Annotated in this window: 15 protein-coding genes and 2 tRNA genes; 16 read left to right on the top strand and 1 reads right to left on the bottom strand. The window is 49.8% G+C overall.

The genetic code is table 11. The annotated features are described in order from the left end of the window. The first annotated feature begins 64 nt into the window (after positions 1 to 64). The 5 genes from cysE to greA all read left to right on the top strand — a co-directional run bounded on the left by cysE (position 65) and on the right by greA (position 6919). Positions 65 to 865: a serine O-acetyltransferase gene (gene cysE, locus BTA35_RS14630; RefSeq protein WP_078320565.1), complete on the top strand. Its 801-nt coding sequence runs from the start codon at positions 65 to 67 to the stop codon at positions 863 to 865. Positions 866 to 921: 56 nt separating this feature from the next. After that, complete coding sequence (gene dapB, locus BTA35_RS14635) at positions 922 to 1725, top strand: 4-hydroxy-tetrahydrodipicolinate reductase (protein WP_202931277.1); 804 nt, start codon at positions 922 to 924, stop codon at positions 1723 to 1725. Between the two features lie 272 nt (positions 1726 to 1997). After that, positions 1998 to 3143 (top strand): glutamine-hydrolyzing carbamoyl-phosphate synthase small subunit, encoded by a 1146-nt coding sequence (gene carA, locus BTA35_RS14640; protein ID WP_078320566.1) that lies wholly within the window; start codon positions 1998 to 2000, stop codon positions 3141 to 3143. Between the two features lie 78 nt (positions 3144 to 3221). Continuing rightward, positions 3222 to 6446, top strand: a complete 3225-nt coding sequence (gene carB / locus BTA35_RS14645; protein ID WP_078320567.1) for a carbamoyl-phosphate synthase large subunit — start codon at positions 3222 to 3224, stop codon at positions 6444 to 6446. Then, positions 6443 to 6919: a transcription elongation factor GreA gene (greA, locus tag BTA35_RS14650; protein WP_078320568.1), complete on the top strand. Its 477-nt coding sequence runs from the start codon at positions 6443 to 6445 to the stop codon at positions 6917 to 6919. Before carB ends, greA begins: the two co-directional genes overlap by 4 nt. A gap of 115 nt (positions 6920 to 7034) precedes the next feature. Here the strand turns inward: greA and yhbY are convergent, their stop codons facing one another. Then, positions 7035 to 7358 (bottom strand): ribosome assembly RNA-binding protein YhbY, encoded by a 324-nt coding sequence (yhbY, locus tag BTA35_RS14655; RefSeq protein WP_078320569.1) that lies wholly within the window; start codon positions 7356 to 7358, stop codon positions 7035 to 7037. Positions 7359 to 7468: 110 nt separating this feature from the next. Here yhbY and rlmE point away from each other — a divergent pair, with 110 nt between their 5' ends. From rlmE to infB, 11 genes are all read left to right on the top strand, one after another. Then, positions 7469 to 8089 (top strand): 23S rRNA (uridine(2552)-2'-O)-methyltransferase RlmE, encoded by a 621-nt coding sequence (rlmE, locus tag BTA35_RS14660; RefSeq protein WP_078320570.1) that lies wholly within the window; start codon positions 7469 to 7471, stop codon positions 8087 to 8089. Positions 8090 to 8185: 96 nt separating this feature from the next. Then, positions 8186 to 10186, top strand: coding sequence for an ATP-dependent zinc metalloprotease FtsH (gene ftsH, locus BTA35_RS14665; protein ID WP_078320571.1), 2001 nt, complete (start codon positions 8186 to 8188; stop codon positions 10184 to 10186). A gap of 75 nt (positions 10187 to 10261) precedes the next feature. Continuing rightward, positions 10262 to 11113 carry a dihydropteroate synthase gene (gene folP / locus BTA35_RS14670; RefSeq protein WP_078320572.1) on the top strand — a complete coding sequence of 284 codons (852 nt, stop codon included), beginning with the start codon at positions 10262 to 10264 and terminating at the stop codon, positions 11111 to 11113. 2 nt (positions 11114 to 11115) lie between these two features. Beyond that, positions 11116 to 12462, top strand: coding sequence for a phosphoglucosamine mutase (glmM, locus tag BTA35_RS14675; RefSeq protein ID WP_078320573.1), 1347 nt, complete (start codon positions 11116 to 11118; stop codon positions 12460 to 12462). Between the two features lie 68 nt (positions 12463 to 12530). Further along, positions 12531 to 13277: a triose-phosphate isomerase gene (tpiA, locus tag BTA35_RS14680; protein WP_078320574.1), complete on the top strand. Its 747-nt coding sequence runs from the start codon at positions 12531 to 12533 to the stop codon at positions 13275 to 13277. A 15-nt stretch (positions 13278 to 13292) separates the two neighbouring features. Then, positions 13293 to 13658 carry a preprotein translocase subunit SecG gene (gene secG, locus BTA35_RS14685; RefSeq protein ID WP_202931278.1) on the top strand — a complete coding sequence of 122 codons (366 nt, stop codon included), beginning with the start codon at positions 13293 to 13295 and terminating at the stop codon, positions 13656 to 13658. A 76-nt stretch (positions 13659 to 13734) separates the two neighbouring features. After that, positions 13735 to 13821: transfer RNA gene (locus tag BTA35_RS14690), tRNA-Leu, on the top strand. Positions 13822 to 13920: 99 nt separating this feature from the next. Beyond that, positions 13921 to 13997 (top strand) — tRNA-Met (locus tag BTA35_RS14695). Between the two features lie 86 nt (positions 13998 to 14083). Then, entirely contained in the window at positions 14084 to 14545 is a 462-nt protein-coding gene (gene rimP, locus BTA35_RS14700; protein ID WP_078320576.1) for a ribosome maturation factor RimP, read from the top strand. 23 nt (positions 14546 to 14568) lie between these two features. Then, positions 14569 to 16062 (top strand): transcription termination factor NusA, encoded by a 1494-nt coding sequence (gene nusA / locus BTA35_RS14705; RefSeq protein WP_078320577.1) that lies wholly within the window; start codon positions 14569 to 14571, stop codon positions 16060 to 16062. Between the two features lie 28 nt (positions 16063 to 16090). Further along, on the top strand, positions 16091 to 18553 hold the full coding sequence (gene infB, locus BTA35_RS14710) for a translation initiation factor IF-2 (protein WP_078320578.1): 2463 nt from the start codon (positions 16091 to 16093) through the stop codon (positions 18551 to 18553). Positions 18554 to 18589: the final 36 nt, after the last annotated feature.

Consider the following 18589-nt stretch of genomic DNA (forward strand, 5'->3'; position numbering starts at 1 on the left):
TGCACTGTTTTTTTTCAGTATTCGTTTTCTCCCCGATTAAGGGATATCTGACTAGAGGTGAGTTATGGCACCTGTTCAACTGGATTCACAGGCCTTATGGCGTGAGATTCAAGAGGAAGCCCGTCTGGAAGCTGAGCGGGAGCCGTTTCTGGCAAGTTATTTTCACAGTACTATCATCGGGCATAATGATCTTGCCGGGGCACTATCCTACCTATTGGCGATGAAGCTTGGCGATGATGTACTGTCCGCCGTCAGTGTTCGTGAACTCATCGAAGAAGCCTTCGAAAGTGAGTGTCAGATTATTCGTTCGACCTGTCAGGATATTGTGGCGGTCCGTGAGCGTGACCCGGCAATTACTCAGCTTTCCACTGTATTGCTCTACCTGAAAGGCTTCCATGCGCTACAGGCTTATCGGGTTGCTCATTGTATGTGGTGCCATGGCCGTCGCTCTATGGCGCTCTATCTGCAGAGTCGTATCAGCCAGGTTTTTCAGGTGGATATTCATCCGGCAGCAAAGATCGGGCGGGGAGTCATGTTCGATCATGCAACGGGTATCGTGATCGGTGAAACCTGTGTTATCGAGGATGACGTTTCTATTCTGCAGAATGTTACCCTGGGTGGGACCGGTAAAGACTGCGGTGATCGCCACCCTAAGATTCGTGAAGGCGTTCTGATTGCGGCAGGGGCCAAGATCTTCGGCAATATTGAGATCGGTGCCGGTGCCAAAGTCGGTGGTGGCTCTGTGGTGCTGGAAGATGTGCCGCCGCACACAACGGTCGTGGGTGTGCCTGCGAAAATTGTGGGCAGCTCAGGCTGCGAGAAACCTGCGCTGGATATGAATCAGCAAATCTCTAATTCCGAATAGCCACGTAAGCTGCTTTATTAAGCGTTTTATCAAGAGAAGCATAAAAGGATATCAAGATGATCAAAGTAGCCGTAATCGGTGCCGCAGGTCGTATGGGTAAAACCAATATTGAAGCGATCACACAAGCTGAAGGCGTTACGCTGGGTGCCGCTATTGTCGAGCCGGATAGTAGTCTTATCGGTGTTGATGCCGGTGAAATGGCGGGTGTTGGTAAGCTTGGAGTAGCGGTTGTTGGTTCTCTTGAGGCCGCGAAGGATGATTTCGATGTACTGATCGATTTTACCGCACCACAGGTTACCCTGACTAACCTTGCCTTCTGTGCTGAGCATGGCAAAAAGATTGTTATTGGTACAACAGGCCTGAACGACCAGGAGAAGGCTGAGCTGGAATCCTTTGCTGATAAAGTGGCGATCATGTTTGCACCTAACATGAGTGTCGGCGTGAATGTCACTTTGAAGTTGTTGGAGATGGCGGCAAGTGTATTGGGTGATGATTATGATGTGGAGATTATCGAGGCCCACCATCGTCATAAAGTAGACTCACCATCCGGCACGGCGCTTCGTATGGGTGAGGCCGTAGCTGATGCCCTGGGTCGTGACCTGAAAGAGTGTGCCGTTTATGGTCGTGAAGGTCAGATTGGCCCGCGTACGCAAAAAGAGATCGGTTTTGAAACGATTCGTGCCGGTGATGTTGTTGGAGATCATACGGTTCTGTTTGCTACCGAAGGTGAGCGAGTGGAGATTACTCATAAAGCTTCCAGCCGTATGACGTTTGCTAAGGGTGCTGTTCGTGCCTGTAACTGGCTGGCCAATAAAGAAAAGGGCCTGTTTGATATGCAGGATGTGCTGAGCCTGAAGTAAAGTTTGGCTCAGAGTGAACTGGCTGCAGCCCCTATGTTTTCAGGCTTCCTGAAAAATAAGGCAAAGGAAGTCATGGACGCGGCCTGCTAAATTGCCTAAAATATGGCGGATTACTGGCCAGGCTAAGGGCCAAATCACACCAAATTATAAAAAAGCGGGATGGAACTATGTTTCATCTCGCTTTTTTGCAGCTGTAGGTCGAGGTTTTGCAGTAATAACCTTTACAGTGCAGAGCTTATCAGATCAGAATCGCGCGACGGGAGGAGGTTGACTTGAACAGACCAGCCATATTGGCCCTTGAAGACGGAAGTGTATTTCAGGGTGTGGCCATTGGTAATGATGGCATCACCAGTGGCGAGGTGGTATTTAACACCTCAATGACCGGATATCAGGAAATCCTGACGGATCCATCCTATACCAAACAGATTGTTACCCTCACTTATCCTCATATTGGCAACACTGGCACGAACAGCGAAGATGTTGAATCCGATAGTGTTTGTGCTTCTGGTCTTATTATTCGTGATCTGCCTCTGCTGGCCAGCAGCTTCCGCAACCAGAAATCACTGGATGACTACCTGAAAGAGAACGGTATTGTTGCGATCGCTGATATTGATACCCGCCGCCTGACCCGGATTCTTCGTGAAAAGGGCTCTCTGCGTGGCGCTATCGTCGCCGGTAGTGATGTTTCTGAAACACAGGCTCTGGAAGCCGCTAAGGCGTTCCCTGGCCTGAAGGGCATGGATCTGGCCAAAGAAGTGACTACCCGTCAGTCATACCGCTGGAGCCAGTCAAGCTGGGAGTTGGGCAAAGGTTATGCCCATCGCGATGACAGCGACCTGCCTATGCACGTGGTGGCCTATGACTACGGTGTGAAATACAACATTCTGCGTATGTTGGTTGAGCGTGGCTGTCAGTTGACCGTTGTTCCGGCACAGACGCCTGCCAGTGAAGTGCTGGCGCTGAAACCTGATGGTGTATTTTTATCTAATGGCCCGGGTGATCCTGAGCCATGCGATTATGCCATCACCGCGATTAAAGAGATTCTGGAAACAGATATCCCTGTATTTGGCATCTGCCTGGGTCACCAGCTACTGGCGCTGGCCAGTGGCGCGCAAACTGAAAAAATGAAGTTTGGTCACCACGGTGCTAACCACCCGGTGCAGAGCTTGGACGACAAAACGGTCATGATCACCAGCCAGAACCACGGTTTTGCGGTTGACGAAAGCAGCTTGCCAGCCAATCTGCGTACGACGCACAAATCGTTATTTGACGGTTCTCTGCAAGGTATTGAGCGTACCGATAAGAAAGCGTTCAGCTTTCAGGGGCACCCTGAAGCAAGCCCCGGCCCACGCGATGTAGCGCCTCTGTTCGATCGTTTTATCGATAACATCAAGGACTATGTGGAAAAGCGCGGTTAACAGTATTTGATGCGACCCGGTTAGCCGGGTTCCTGATGCTGAACTGATACCAACCGAATTTTTAGTGTGTGAGCGACCATGCCAAAACGTACCGACATAGAAAGTATTCTGATTCTGGGCGCAGGCCCAATCATCATTGGTCAGGCCTGTGAGTTTGACTATTCCGGCGCACAGGCTTGTAAAGCCCTGCGTGAAGAGGGTTACCGTGTCATTCTGGTGAACTCTAATCCTGCGACCATCATGACTGACCCGGCAATGGCTGATGCGACCTACATCGAGCCTATCACCTGGCAAACCGTTGCTAAGATCATCGAAAAAGAGCGCCCGGATGCCGTTTTGCCGACCATGGGTGGTCAGACCGCATTGAACTGTGCACTGGATCTGGAAAAGCATGGTGTTCTGGAAGAGTTTGGTGTTGAGATGATCGGTGCAAACGCCGATACCATCGATAAAGCGGAAAATCGTGAGCGTTTTGACCAGGCGATGAAAAACATCGGTCTGGAGTGCCCGCGTGCAGATATTGCACATACCATGGAAGAAGCCTGGGACGTACAGTCCAAGCTGGGTTTTCCATGCATTATCCGCCCTTCTTTCACTATGGGAGGTACCGGCGGCGGTATCGCGTATAACAAAGAAGAGTTTGAAGAGATCTGTACCCGTGGTCTTGATCTGTCACCTACCAGTGAGTTATTGATCGACGAGTCTCTGATCGGCTGGAAAGAGTACGAGATGGAGGTTGTACGTGATAAAAACGACAACTGCATCATCGTATGTGCTATCGAGAACTTTGATGCCATGGGTGTACATACCGGTGATTCCATCACCGTTGCTCCGGCACAGACCCTGACCGATAAAGAATACCAGATCATGCGTGATGCCTCCCTTGCGGTACTGCGTGAAATCGGTGTAGAGACGGGTGGTTCTAACGTTCAGTTCGGTATGGACCCTAAAACCGGTCGCATGGTCGTGATTGAGATGAATCCGCGTGTTTCCCGCTCATCGGCGCTGGCATCAAAAGCAACGGGTTTCCCTATTGCTAAAATTGCCGCAAAACTAGCCGTGGGTTATACCCTGGATGAGCTGCAGAATGATATTACCGGTGGTCGCACTCCGGCATCATTCGAGCCGTCTATTGACTATGTTGTGACTAAAATCCCTCGTTTCACCTTTGAGAAATTCCCTCAGGCTAATGACCGTCTGACCACTCAGATGAAATCTGTGGGTGAGGTTATGGCTATTGGCCGTACACTTCAGGAGTCGATGCAGAAGGCGCTGCGTGGTTTGGAAGTAGGTTCTAACGGCTTTGATCCGATTCTGGATAAGACCGAAGAAGACTACATGGACAAGCTGAAAGGTGAGTTGCAGAACCCTGGCGCTGACCGTATCTGGTATATCGGTGACGCATTCCGTCTTGGTATGTCTGTAGAAGAGTTATATGGCATTACCGGTGTGGACCCATGGTTCCTGGTTCAGATCGAAGACATTATTAAAGATGAGCAGCGTGTCGCTAAGATGGGCATGGCAGACCTGTCTGAAGATGTGATCTTCCGTCTGAAGCGTAAGGGCTTCTCAGATGCGCGCCTTGCTGACTTACTGGATGTATCTGAAAAAGAGTTCCGTAAACTGCGTCAGAAGCTGGGTGTTCGTCCGGTTTATAAGCGTGTTGATACCTGTGCCGCAGAATTCGCTTCCGACACCGCTTATATGTACTCCACTTATGAAGAAGAGTGTGAGGCAGATCCGAGTGACCGTGAGAAGATCATGGTCATTGGTGGTGGCCCTAACCGTATTGGTCAGGGTATCGAGTTTGACTACTGCTGCGTACATGCTGCTCTGGCTGCCCGTGAAGACGGTTACGAAACCATTATGGTGAACTGTAACCCTGAAACGGTTTCTACAGATTATGATACGTCTGATCGCCTGTTCTTCGAGCCGATCACCTTAGAAGACGTGTTGGAAATCGTTGATAAAGAGCAGCCAAAAGGTGTGATCGTGCAGTTTGGTGGCCAAACGCCACTGAAACTGGCCCGTGAACTGGAAGCGGCTGGCGTACCGATTATTGGTACTACGCCTGACGCAATTGACCGGGCGGAAGACCGCGAGCGCTTCCAGAAAATGATTGAGCGTCTAGAGCTGAAGCAGCCGCCTAATGCGACAGCCCGTAGCCTGGACGAAGCTCTGCTGCTGGCTCAGAAAATCGGTTATCCACTGGTTGTTCGCCCGTCCTATGTTCTGGGTGGCCGTGCCATGGAGATCGTATATAGCGATGAAGAGCTGAATCGCTACATGAATACTGCGGTTAAGGTCTCTAACGACAGCCCGGTTCTGCTGGATCATTTCCTGAATGCTGCGATTGAGATTGATGTTGATGCGGTTTCAGACGGTAAGCAGGTGGTTATCGGCAGTATTATGCAGCACATTGAGCAGGCCGGTGTTCACTCCGGTGACTCGGCTTGTTCTCTGCCTCCTTACAGCCTGCCATCTGATGTTCAGGATCAGATGCGGGATATGATTAAACGGATGGCTTTGGAGCTGGGTGTTGTCGGCCTGATGAACGTTCAGCTGGCTTGGCAGGATGGTGAGATCTATGTGATCGAAGTGAACCCTCGTGCATCCCGTACTGTGCCATTTGTTTCCAAGTGCATCGGCACGTCGCTGGCGAAAATTGCGGCACGTTGTATGACGGGAATCTCTCTGGAAGAGCAAGGCTTTACCAAAGAGATCATTCCAACATTGTTTAACGTAAAAGAAGCCGTATTCCCGTTCAATAAGTTTCAGGGCGTTGATCCGATTCTGAGTCCTGAGATGAAATCTACCGGTGAGGTGATGGGAACCGGTGACACGTTTGCCGAGGCTTTCCTGAAAGCTCAGCAAGGTGCTGGTGAGCAGATGCCACGGGATGGTGGTCGTGCCATTCTTAGTGTTCGTGAAGCAGACAAGGCAGCGGTTCTTGATGTTGCTAAGTCACTGCAGAAGCTGGGCTTTGAACTACTGGCAACCCGTGGTACTGCAAAAGTTCTGGAAGATGCAAATATTCCGGTTCAGGTTGTCAACAAGGTGAATGAAGGTCGTCCTCACCTGGTGGATATGCTGAAAAATGATGAAATTTCCTATGTACTGAATACGACGGAAGGCCGTAAAGCGATTGCTGACTCGTCTACTATACGTCGTACGGCGCTACAGCATAAAGTTGCCTACACCACAACATTGGCAGCCGCTAAAGCAGTGTGCATGGCACTGGAGTATGGTGACGAGATTAATGTGCGTCGCCTGCAGGACATACATTCAGGAGTAAACGCATGAAGCGATATCCAATGACGGTCGATGGCGAAAAGCGTCTTCGGGCAGAACTGGACGATCTGAAATCTGTTCAACGCCCAAAAGTTATTGAAGCTATTGCTGAAGCCCGTGAACATGGCGACTTGAAAGAGAATGCTGAGTATCATGCCGCCCGTGAACAGCAAGGTTTTATTGAAGGTCGTATCCAGGAGCTGGAAGGCAAGCTGTCTACTGCTCAGGTTATTGATATTTCGACAATACCTAAAAGCGGTAAGGTAATTTTTGGCACTACGACAGATCTCTATAATCTGGATACTGAAGAAGAAGTGCGTTACCAGATTGTTGGTGATGATGAGGCGGATATTAAAGCCGGTAAAATTTCGGTGAACTCGCCCATTGCACGCGCTCTTATTGGCAAGGAAGAAGGTGATGTCGTCGTCGTCGTGACGCCGGGTGGTGAAGTGGAGTACGAAATTTCAGAAGTGCACCACATCTAAAAATAAGGGGGCAATTTGCCCCCTTATTCTATTTTCACCGTAGAGTGTCTGAGAGGTTACAGGGAGTACGGATTGCGTTCGTATCCTGTTAAGCTAAACGGTGACAGGTCTGTTGTTAGCGATTCAGGTAATGCTGATAACGTACCAGATTGGATAACTTAGCATTCTGCTCTTTCGCTTTACGGAAGAGTATGGCCATTTTACCAATGGTTTGAACGAGTTCTGCGCCTGTTTCTTTACGGATCTCTTCGATCAGAAGCACTTTACTTTCACGGTCTGCAACGCTGATCCGTACTTTGATGAGTTCATGATCGGTCAGTGCGCGATCAACTTCGGCCAATAATGCCTCGCTCAGTCCGTTTTCTGAAACAATCACCACTGGATTGAGGTGGTGAGCAATAGAGCGGTACTGTTTTTTAACTGCAGATGTCAGGGACATAAAACTTCCAGAGGTGCTTGCCTTGAATTTGGCTTGTGTAAAACCCACATTGTAGCTAAGTGCGGAGCGGATGGTAATCTCTGACAGAGGTTTGTTTACAGGAAATTTTTGTGGCTAGATCAAAAACCAGCGCCGGTTGGCTGAAAGAACACTTTGATGACCGTTATGTGCAAAAATCCCGGGATGATGGCTATCGTTCCAGAGCCAGCTATAAGTTGCTGGAGCTGGATGAGAAAGACCGGCTTTTTCGATCTGGCATGACGGTTGTGGATCTTGGGGCGGCCCCTGGCGGCTGGTCACAGATTGCCATTGAAAAAGTGGGTGAGTCGGGTGTGGTTATCGCCTCAGATATTCTTGAGATGGAGCCTATCGCTGATGTGACCTTTATTCAGGGGGATTTTACTGAAGATAAGGTTTACGACGAGATTATGGCGGCTATTGGAAACCGTCCGGTGGATATGGTTATTTCTGATATGGCACCCAATATGAGTGGTATGTCGGCAATGGATCAGCCCCGTGCGATGTATCTGGTAGAGCTGGCGTTGGACTTAGCTTCCCGCACACTCAAAAAAGAAGGTACATTTCTGGCTAAGGTTTTCCAGGGGGAAGGCTTCGATGCTTACCTGAAAGACCTGAAAAGCCAGTTTAAAACAGTGATTACAAGAAAGCCGGATGCCTCAAGGGCAAGGTCCAGAGAAGTTTATCTTCTTGCGAAAGGATTTAAAGGCTAAACCCTGGTCGGATGGTTGAACCGATTGGAGTATAGTATTGTCTATTAAGGATCCTGAAATGCAGGCAATCAAAGCGATCAAACAGAGGGTGAGCCCTTGAACGATATGGCAAAAAATTTAATTCTGTGGTTGATTATCGCTGCAGTGTTATTAACAGTTTTTAATAATTTCAGTGTTGATTCGTCACCGCTGCGCATGAACTACACCGACTTCATTGAAGAGGTGCAACGTGATCAGGTGCGCAAAATTGTGGTGGACGGTTATGTGATTTCCGGCGAGCGTATTGACGGTAGTCGTTTTGAGACAATTCGTCCGGCGGTTCAGGATCCTAAATTAATGGATGACCTGATTCAGCATCAGGTGACGGTTGAAGGTCGTCAACCTGAACAGCAAAGTGTCTGGTCTCGTTTGCTGGTGGCCAGCTTTCCTATCCTGATTATTCTTGCGATCTTTTTCTTCTTCATGCGCCAGATGCAGGGCGGTGGCGGTGGTGGCAAAGGCCCTATGAGCTTTGGCAAGTCCAAAGCACGCCTGCTGCCACAGGATCAGATCAAAACGACGTTTGCTGATGTCGCTGGTGTTGATGAAGCGAAAGAAGAAGTTAAAGAGTTAGTGGATTTCCTGCGTGATCCGGGCAAATTTCAGCGCCTGGGCGGTAAGATTCCCCGTGGTGTACTGATGGTTGGTCAGCCGGGTACCGGTAAGACTATGCTGGCAAAAGCGATTGCCGGTGAAGCCAAGGTGCCGTTCTTTACCATTTCCGGTTCAGACTTTGTTGAAATGTTTGTGGGTGTGGGTGCATCCCGTGTCCGCGATATGTTTGAACAAGCCAAGAAGCAGGCACCCTGTATCATCTTTATTGATGAGATCGATGCGGTAGGTCGTCAGCGTGGTTCCGGTATGGGTGGTGGCCACGATGAGCGTGAGCAGACTCTGAACCAGTTGCTGGTTGAAATGGATGGTTTTGAAGGTAACGAGGGTATTATCGTTATCGCTGCAACAAACCGCCCTGATGTTCTCGATGCAGCCCTTCTGCGTCCGGGGCGTTTTGATCGACAGGTAACCGTTGGCTTGCCAGATATTCGTGGCCGTGAGCAGATTCTGAAAGTGCATATGCGCAAAGTGCCGGTGGCCGATGATGTGGATCCGGCGATTATTGCCCGTGGTACACCTGGCTTCTCCGGTGCTGACTTGGCAAATCTGGTGAACGAGGCTGCGCTGTTTGCGGCCCGGAGTGATAGCCGTCTGGTACGCATGGCTGAGTTTGACCTGGCTAAAGACAAAATCATCATGGGTACTGAACGTAAGACTATGGTGATGTCGGATAAAGAGAAGCTGAATACGGCTTGCCATGAGGCGGGTCATGCGATTGTTGGTCGTTTGGTGCCGGAGCATGACCCTGTGTACAAGGTGAGTATTATTCCTCGCGGCCGTGCCCTGGGTGTCACCATGTTCCTGCCGGAAGAGGATCGCTACAGTCAAAGTCGTACCGGTCTGCTGAGTCAGATCTGTAGTCTCTATGGTGGCCGTATTGCTGAAGAGATGACACTGGGCTTTGACGGCGTCACAACCGGCGCTGCTAATGACATTAAGCGTGCTACAGAAATTGCCCATAGTATGGTGACAAAGTGGGGGCTTTCCCGTGAACTGGGCCCACTAATGTATGACGAAGATGAGTCTCATCAGTTTCTGGGCGGTGGCGGTGGCGGCGGAGCAGGTAAGTTCTCCTCAGCCGAGATCTCCAGCAAGCTGGATAAAGAAGTGCGCAGTGTGATCGATCAGTGCTATGAACGGGCGATGCAAATCCTGACGGACAATCGTGATAAGCTGGATATGATGACGGATGCTTTAATGAAGTATGAAACCATTGATGCCAAGCAGATCGATGCGATTATGGAAGGTCGTGAACCGGATGCTCCTGAGGGCTGGACAGAAAAAGGCCACGCTGCTGCTGAGTCAAAACAAGATGCAGAAGAGGCATCAAATGTTGCCCCAATCAGACCTGAAGCAGAGGCTGAGAAGCCAGCCGAGGATCTCGCTGAAAAGGGAAAACCTGAATCAGATTCTGATAGCGAGAAGCCTAAAGATCAGGAGTAATATCTGAGTTTCTAATTGCTTGCCTAAGCAGAAGGGCGTGATTTAAAGTGTTTGATTTTAAAGCGGGAAAGCTTGATGTCGAACCTGAAATCGCGCCCTTTTTTATTTGGCCGTCATACACTGGATCTGACCCGGATTCAGGTGATGGGCATCCTCAATGTTACACCGGACTCATTCTCTGACGGTGGCCAGTATAACGGGCGTGATGCTGCGCTCCGTCACGCTGAAGCCATGATCAAGGCAGGAGCCACTCTTATCGATGTTGGGGGTGAGTCTACGCGGCCTGGGGCGTTGGCTGTTTCTGAGCAGGAAGAGTTGGATCGTGTGATACCGGTTGTTGAGGCGCTGACAGAGGAACTCGATGCATTGGTTTCCGTCGACACCAGTACCGCCTCTGTTATTCGGGAATCAGCAAAGGCAGGTGCCAGCCTGATTAATGATGTGCGGGCATTGGAAAAAGAGGGTGCCCTGGAGGCCGCCGCAGCCAGTGGGCTGCCGGTTTGTCTGATGCATATGCAGGGACAGCCCCAGACGATGCAGGATGCTCCCTCCTATGCCGATCTGCTTCGGGAAGTAACTGACTATCTGCAGAAGCGGGCTAATGCCTGTCTTGAGGCGGGCATTCCCCGGAACCGGATTATTCTTGATCCCGGTTATGGCTTTGGTAAAAGCGTTGAGCATAATTGCAGCCTGATTAAGCACTTAAAAGATATTCAGACGTTAGGCTACCCACTTCTGACCGGGACATCGAGAAAAAGCATGTTGGGCGCTATTACAGGTAGAGAGATACCTGCAGAGCGTATTGCAGTCAGTGTCGCAAGTGCTCTGATCTGTGCGCAACAGGGTGCATGGATTTTGCGGGTGCATGACGTGGAAGAAACAATTGATGCACTGAAAGTTTATCAGGCAGTGCAGGGAGCAGAATAATAATGAGTCGAAAATATTTTGGCACCGATGGCATTCGTGGGCGTGTAGGTGAGGGCGTTGTGACCGCAGAGTTTATGCTGAAGCTGGGCTGGGCGGCGGGTAAGGTTTTTAATCAGAAAGGTTATAATAAAATTCTGATTGGTAAAGATACCCGTATATCCGGCTATATGTTTGAGTCCGCTCTGGAAGCTGGTCTTTCTGCTGCAGGGGTTGATGTCTACTTGTTAGGGCCGATGCCGACACCGGGAATTGCCTACCTGACCCGAACATTTCATGCTCAGGCGGGCATTGTGATCAGCGCATCCCATAACCCGTTTGAAGATAACGGCATTAAGTTCTTTTCAGCTCACGGGACTAAACTACCCGATGAGGTTGAGGCTGCCATTGAGGCGCAGCTTGATGAACCCATGGTGACTGTGAGCCCCGATAAGCTGGGTAAAGCGAAGCGGATTGCTGATGCTGCGGGTCGATATATTGAGTTTTGTAAAAGCACGTTTCCGAATGACTACGATCTTAATGGTCTGAAGATCGTGCTGGATTGCGCTCATGGTGCGACATACCACATTGCGCCCTCGGTTTTTACGGAATTGGGTGCGGAGGTTATTGCCATTGGAGCTCAGCCTAACGGGTTGAATATAAACGAAGGCGTTGGCTCAACTTCACCGGCAGCACTGCAGGCCGCTGTGCTTGAGCACCAGGCAGACCTTGGTGTCGCGTTTGATGGTGATGGTGACCGGGTTGCTATGGTCGACCAGCAGGGTCGTCTTCTGGATGGTGATGACCTGTTATATATCATTGCGACGGATATGCAGCGGGAAGATATGCTCTGTGGAGGTGTTGTCGGCACCCTGATGAGTAATTACGGCCTTGAAAAAGCTTTTGCGGAGCTGAATATTCCTTTTACACGGGCTAAAGTCGGCGATCGCTATGTGATGGCTGAGTTAAAAGCAAACGACTGGCGTGTTGGTGGTGAGAACTCCGGCCATATTGTTTGTCAGCATGTGCAGACCACCGGAGATGGTATAGTGTCGGCTTTGCAGGTAATGGCCGCTGTTGCCCGTAGCGGAAAATCGCTCTCTGAACTACTTCGGCCGTTAAACAAGTTGCCTCAGGTGCTGATTAATGTTCGTCTTGGTCAGGCTTCTGCTGAGCGTGTGCAGAAAGCTGTAGCGGTTCAAGCTAAAATTGCAGAGGTAACACAGACTCTGGAAGGAAGAGGACGGCTTTTGCTGCGCCCGTCCGGTACCGAGCCGCTGATTCGGGTGATGACAGAAGGTGAAAACAGGGTCGAAGTAACAGCCCTTGCTGAGGGCCTGGCCGCAGTTATTGAACAAGAAGTCGCCATATAAAGCGGCTTCACCTTGTCAGTCGGGTTGGCATGAAGTAATATTTTGCGCCCTGAAATACAGGAATTGATATGCGTAAGAAAATTGTCGCCGGTAACTGGAAGATGAATGGCTCTATGGAGCTGTTAAACACTCTGGTTCCTGCTCTGGCTGAAGAGGCCAAACAGTCGCAGGCTGAGATTCTGGTTTGTCCGCCAGCACTTTATTTAGGTGATGTGCAGCGGAAGGCGGGTGATCATCTTTTGGTCGGTGCTCAGAACTGCCATGAAGCCCAGTCCGGGGCTTTTACTGGTGAGATTGCCGCCGGCATGCTGGCAGAGATGCAGTTAAGCCATGTTCTGGTTGGTCACTCAGAGCGCCGGGCAATTTATGGCGAGACAGATCAATTGATTGCAGCAAAGACTCAGGCGGCGATTGCCTCAGGCTTGGTTGCGGTTCTTTGCGTAGGTGAAACACTGGATGAGCGTGAGAGTGGCCGTACATTGGACGTTGTCCTTGGTCAGGTCAACGCTGTTGTGAGTCAGCTGGGTCTTGCTGACTGGTCTCGCCTGGTGATTGCCTATGAGCCTGTATGGGCCATTGGTACGGGAAAAACGGCAACAGCCGATCAGGCTCAGGACGTGCATAAGGCGATACGCAACGCCCTGGCTGATTATGGGCAGGATTATGCGGATGCCATGCGAATCCTGTACGGTGGTAGTGTTAAAGCTGCTAATGCAGAGGAGCTTTTTACCTGCCCTGATATTGATGGTGGCCTCGTTGGTGGTGCATCATTAAACGCAGACGAATTTATTTCAATTTGCCGTGCGGCAAATTAAGCATAGGTTGATATAATGGAAACCGTAATTCTGGCAGTACATGTAGTTTTGGCGATTGCTTTGGTTGGTCTGGTTATGATCCAGCAAGGCAAAGGCGCTGAGGCAGGAGCCTCTTTCGGAGGTGGCGCTTCACAAACCGTATTTGGAAGTACCGGAAGCACTAGCTTTTTAGGTCGGGTTACCGCTATAATTGCGACCCTGTTTTTCGTGACAAGCTTGGCTCTTGCCTTTTATGCAAGCCAGCAGGCGAAAAGCTCAAGCCAATCTGCTGATACCGGTATTGTAACCGAGCAGGCTCAAAAAGAAGCAGTTGGCGGTCTTCCAGCTTTGGAAGATGATTCAGCGATACCTGCGGATAGTGATGTTCCTGCTGATCGCTAATTAATTGCAGGTTTTTGGTGTTGCGGTCAATGGCAACACCTTTGCAGAGTGCTTATTTGCTTTGCTTGTTTTATATGCCGAAGTGGTGGAATTGGTAGACACGCCATCTTGAGGGGGTGGTGACCTTATGGTCGTGCGGGTTCAAGTCCCGCTTTCGGCACCAATTTAGCACAGCAGTCTGCCTGGACTGTGTTTATGACTTGTTTTCAAATAGTCGGTTGACTATTGGATGTATTGGTCATAGAATGTGCACCTTCATTGATGCGGGGTGGAGCAGCCTGGTAGCTCGTCGGGCTCATAACCCGAAGGTCGTCGGTTCAAATCCGGCCCCCGCTACCAATTTTCTATAACAAAAAGCCCCTTTTATAGGGGCTTTTTGTTAGCTGCAAAAAAGTTCAGATTTCTTATTTTTTCAGGGTGATTAGATGGCAAAGAAAGAGACTTTGCTGATCGATCTGGCCAAGCCAGTTGTCGAGGCGCTTGGACTTGAGTTCTGGGGTTTAGAATATAAGCCTCAAGGCAATCATTCTATGTTGCGGGTATTTATCGATGGGCCGGATGGCGTCACAGTGGATCACTGTGCAGAAGTCAGTCGCCAGCTCAGCGGTGTTCTGGATGTAGAAGACCCGATCAGTAGTGAATATACGCTGGAGGTATCCTCTCCGGGTATGGATCGTCCTCTGTTTACCCTGGATCAGTTTGCTCATTACAAAGGCTATAAAGTGGCCCTGAAACTGAACCTTGCGTATGAAGGAAGACGTAAATTTTCCGGCATTCTTAATGGCACCGAAGAAGACGAAGTGTTGGTGGTCGTTGATCAGGAAGAATACTGTTTTCCAATTGAAAATATTGAACAGGCCCGAATAGTGCCGCAGTTTGATAACTAAGGACTTTTTGTTGAGGCAATGGCATGAGTAAAGAGATTCTTCTGGTAGTAGATGCCGTTTCAAACGAGAAAGGCGTTTCCAAAGAAGTGATTTTTGAGGCAATCGAATTAGCTCTGGCCAGTGCCTCCAAAAAGCGTTTCGAAGGCGAAGAGGCGGACGTCCGCGTCGCAATTGACCGTAAAACCGGCGACTATGACACCTTCCGTCGCTGGACAATTGTTGAAGATATTGAGCTTGATGATGTGGATTATGAAATCTCATTAACAAATGCTCAAAAGAAAGATGCTTCACTGGATCTTGGCGATGTGATTGAAGAGCAGATCGAGTCGGTGGCTTTTGGCCGTATCGCAGCTCAAACCGCTAAGCAGGTTGTTGTACAAAAAGTACGTGAGGCAGAACGGGCAGAGATTGTACGTCAGTACTCCGAGCGTGAAGGCGAAATTGTCAACGGCACGGTCAAGAAAACTACACGGGATGGCGTTATTGTCGACTTGGGCAACAATGCCGAAGCTTATTTGCCCCGTGATGAGATGATCGCCGGTGAAAAATATCGCATGAATGATCGTGTTCGCGCTCTGTTGGCAGAAGTTCGCCCGGATGCGCGTTCCGGTCAGTTGTTACTGAGTCGTGCACGACCTCAATTCCTGATTGAGTTGTTCCGCATCGAGGTACCTGAGATTGCTGAACAGCTGATTGAAATTCGTGGTGCAGCCCGTGATCCGGGTTTGCGTGCCAAGATTGCAGTTAAAACCAACGACAAACGCATTGACCCTGTTGGTGCCTGCGTTGGTATGCGCGGTTCCCGTGTTCAGGCGGTTTCCTCTGAACTGGGTAACGAGCGTGTTGATATCGTTATGTGGGACGACAACCCTGCACAGCTGGTTATTAACGCTATGGCTCCTGCTGATGTCGCATCTATCATCGTTGATGAAGACAAAAACGAGATGGACGTGGCTGTTGATGCAGAGAATCTGGCGCAAGCTATCGGTCGCAATGGTCAGAATGTTCGTTTAGCCAGTGAGCTGACGGGCTGGAAGATCAATGTGATGACCGAAGAAGAGGCCGAAGCCAAGCAGGGTGAAGAGTTCGACAGCGTTGTTCAGATCTTTATTAACCATCTGGATGTTGATGAAGAACTGGCACGAGTACTGGTTGAAGAAGGCTTCGCCAGTCTGGAAGAAGTGGCCTATGTGCCAATTGATGAAATGTTAGCCATTGAAGGCTTTGATGAAGATTTAGTTAAAGAACTGCGCAGCCGTGCAAAAGATGAGCTGCTGAATCTGGCGATTGCTGATGAAGAGCAACTGGAAGATTCTGAACCAGCTGAAGATCTGTTGAATATGGAAGGTATCGACAAACACCTTGCATATGTACTGGCAAGTAAAGGTATCTGTACCATGGAAGATCTTGCTGAACAGTCCATTGACGACTTGCTTGATATTGATGGTATGTCTGAGGAAAAAGCCGGCCAGTTAATTATGACGGCCCGGGCACCTTGGTTTGAAGGCGGCGAGTAAGCGCAGCAAAGTCACAGGAGAAGAGTGAATGGCAGAATCAACCGTAAAAGAGTTTGCTGATAGTGTTGGCCGACCTGTGGAACGTTTGCTGGAGCAGATGAGCGAAGCAGGCCTGCCACATAAGAAAGCGGATCAGCCGGTTTCAGAGCAAGACAAACAGACACTGTTGGACCACCTGAAAGAAAGCCATGGTGGTAAGGCAGCGGAGCCGGGCAAGATCACCCTGAAGCGTCGTACAACGACGAAACTGAAAGCGGGTGCCGGAAAGAAAACAGTTAATATCGAAGTGCGCAAAAAACGTACATACGTGAAGACTGCTGAAGTAGATCAGGCGGCAGAAGAAGAGAAGAAAAAAGCGGAAGAGGAAGCTAAGCTTCAGGCTGAAAAAGAAGCTAAACGCCAGGCTGATGCCAAGCGTAAAGCTGACGCGCCTAAAGCAAAAGCTCCGGTTTCGACTGAAGCTCCGGCAGCAGCGCCGGCACCTGCAGCGGCTCCTAAAGAAGCCCCTGCAAAGAAATTCCGCGATGAAAACAACCCGGGTGCTGCTAATAAACCAGCGGGTAAAGGTAAGAAAACTTCCGCTAAGCCAGAGTATGGCGAGCGTAAGAAAGAGAAAGAGAACGCACCTCGTCGTGGTAAAAAAGAGATGCGAAGCGCTAAGAAAAGCTCCCGTCGTGGCGGCAACCGTGATAACGGCCCTAAACGCGAACATGCTTTTGAGAAGCCAGCAGCACCTATTGTACGGGAAGTAGCAATTCCTGAAGCGATCACTGTCGCCGATCTGGCAGACAAGATGGCTGTTAAAGCCGCTGAAGTGATCAAGGTGATGTTTAAAATGGGCGCTATGGTGACCATTAACCAGGTGATCGATCAGGAGACAGCTCAGATTGTTGTTGAGGAGATGGGCCATAAGTTCAAGCTTCTGAATGATAATGCGCTGGAAGACGATGTTCTGGATAACATCAGCTACGATGGCCAAGAGGTCACCCGGGCTCCTGTTGTTACCGTAATGGGTCACGTTGACCACGGTAAAACATCCCTGCTGGATTACATCCGTCGTGCTAAAGTTGCTTCCGGTGAATCCGGTGGTATTACCCAGCACATTGGTGCGTATCACGTAGAAACGGGTCATGGCATGATCACCTTCCTGGATACTCCAGGACACGCAGCATTTACTGCAATGCGTGCCCGTGGTGCTAAGGCAACGGACGTTGTTATTCTGGTTGTTGCTGCTGATGATGGCGTGATGCCTCAGACGGAAGAAGCGATCCATCATGCGAAAGCTGCTGGTGTTCCTATCGTCGTTGCTGTAAACAAAATCGATAAAGAACAGGCTGATCCGGATCGGGTTAAGACTGAACTGGCTGCTAAAGATGTTATCCCTGAAGATTGGGGGGGTGATGTTCAGTTTATCCATGTATCTGCTAAATCTGGTGAAGGCATCGATGCTCTGCTGGATGCCGTACTGCTGCAATCTGAAATTCTGGAGCTGAAAGCGGTTCCTGAAGCACCAGGTAAAGGTGTGGTTGTAGAGGCGCGACTGGATAAAGGCCGTGGTCCTGTTTCAACAGTTTTGATTCAGAACGGTACTCTGCGTAAGGGTGATATGGTTCTGGCAGGCCTGAACTATGGTCGTGTTCGTGCATTGATTGACGAAAATGGCAAACCGATTGATGAAGCCGGCCCCGCCATTCCTGTTGAGATTCTGGGTCTTGATGGTACGCCTGACGCTGGTGACGAGTTCACTGTAGTACAGGATGAGCGTAAAGCCCGTGAAGTTGCACTATTCCGTCAGGGTAAATACCGTGATGTGAAGCTGGCTCGTCAGCAGGCAGCGAAACTGGAAAACATGTTCGAGAACATGGGCAAAGGTGAAGTTGCGAACCTGAACATTGTACTGAAGACAGACGTTCGGGGCTCCCTGGAGGCGATCACGGCAGCATTGCTGGATCTGTCTACGGATGAGGTGAAAGTGAATATCATCTCTTCCGGTGTCGGTGGTATTGCTGAAACAGATGCTAACCTGGCCCTGGCTTCAAGTGCGATTCTGGTCGGTTTCAATGTGCGTGCAGATGCGACTGCTCGTACTATTGTTGAGCGTGAAGAGATCGATCTGCGCTACTACAGCGTGATCTACGAGCTGATTGATCACGTTAAGATGGCCATGACAGGCATGCTGGCTCCTGAGTTTAAAGAAGAGATTGTGGGTATCGCCGAAGTGCGCGATGTCTTCCGCTCTCCTAAGCTGGGTGCTATTGCCGGTTGTATGGTTGTTGAAGGCACCGTGTTCCGCAATAAGAAGATTCGTGTCCTGCGTGACAACGTCGTTATCTATGAAGGTGAGCTGGAATCTCTGCGTCGCTTTAAAGATGACGTTAACGAAGTTCGCAACGGTGTTGAGTGTGGTATCGGTGTTAAGAACTACAACGATGTTAAAGAAGGCGACAAAATCGAAGTCTTTGACAAAGTTAAAGTTGAGCGCACCCTTTAATTACCCTGCGTAATTTAAATGCGCCAAGGATCAGTC

It is taken from the genome of Oceanospirillum linum (assembly GCF_001995095.2).
Lineage (GTDB): Bacteria > Pseudomonadota > Gammaproteobacteria > Pseudomonadales > Halomonadaceae > Oceanospirillum > Oceanospirillum linum.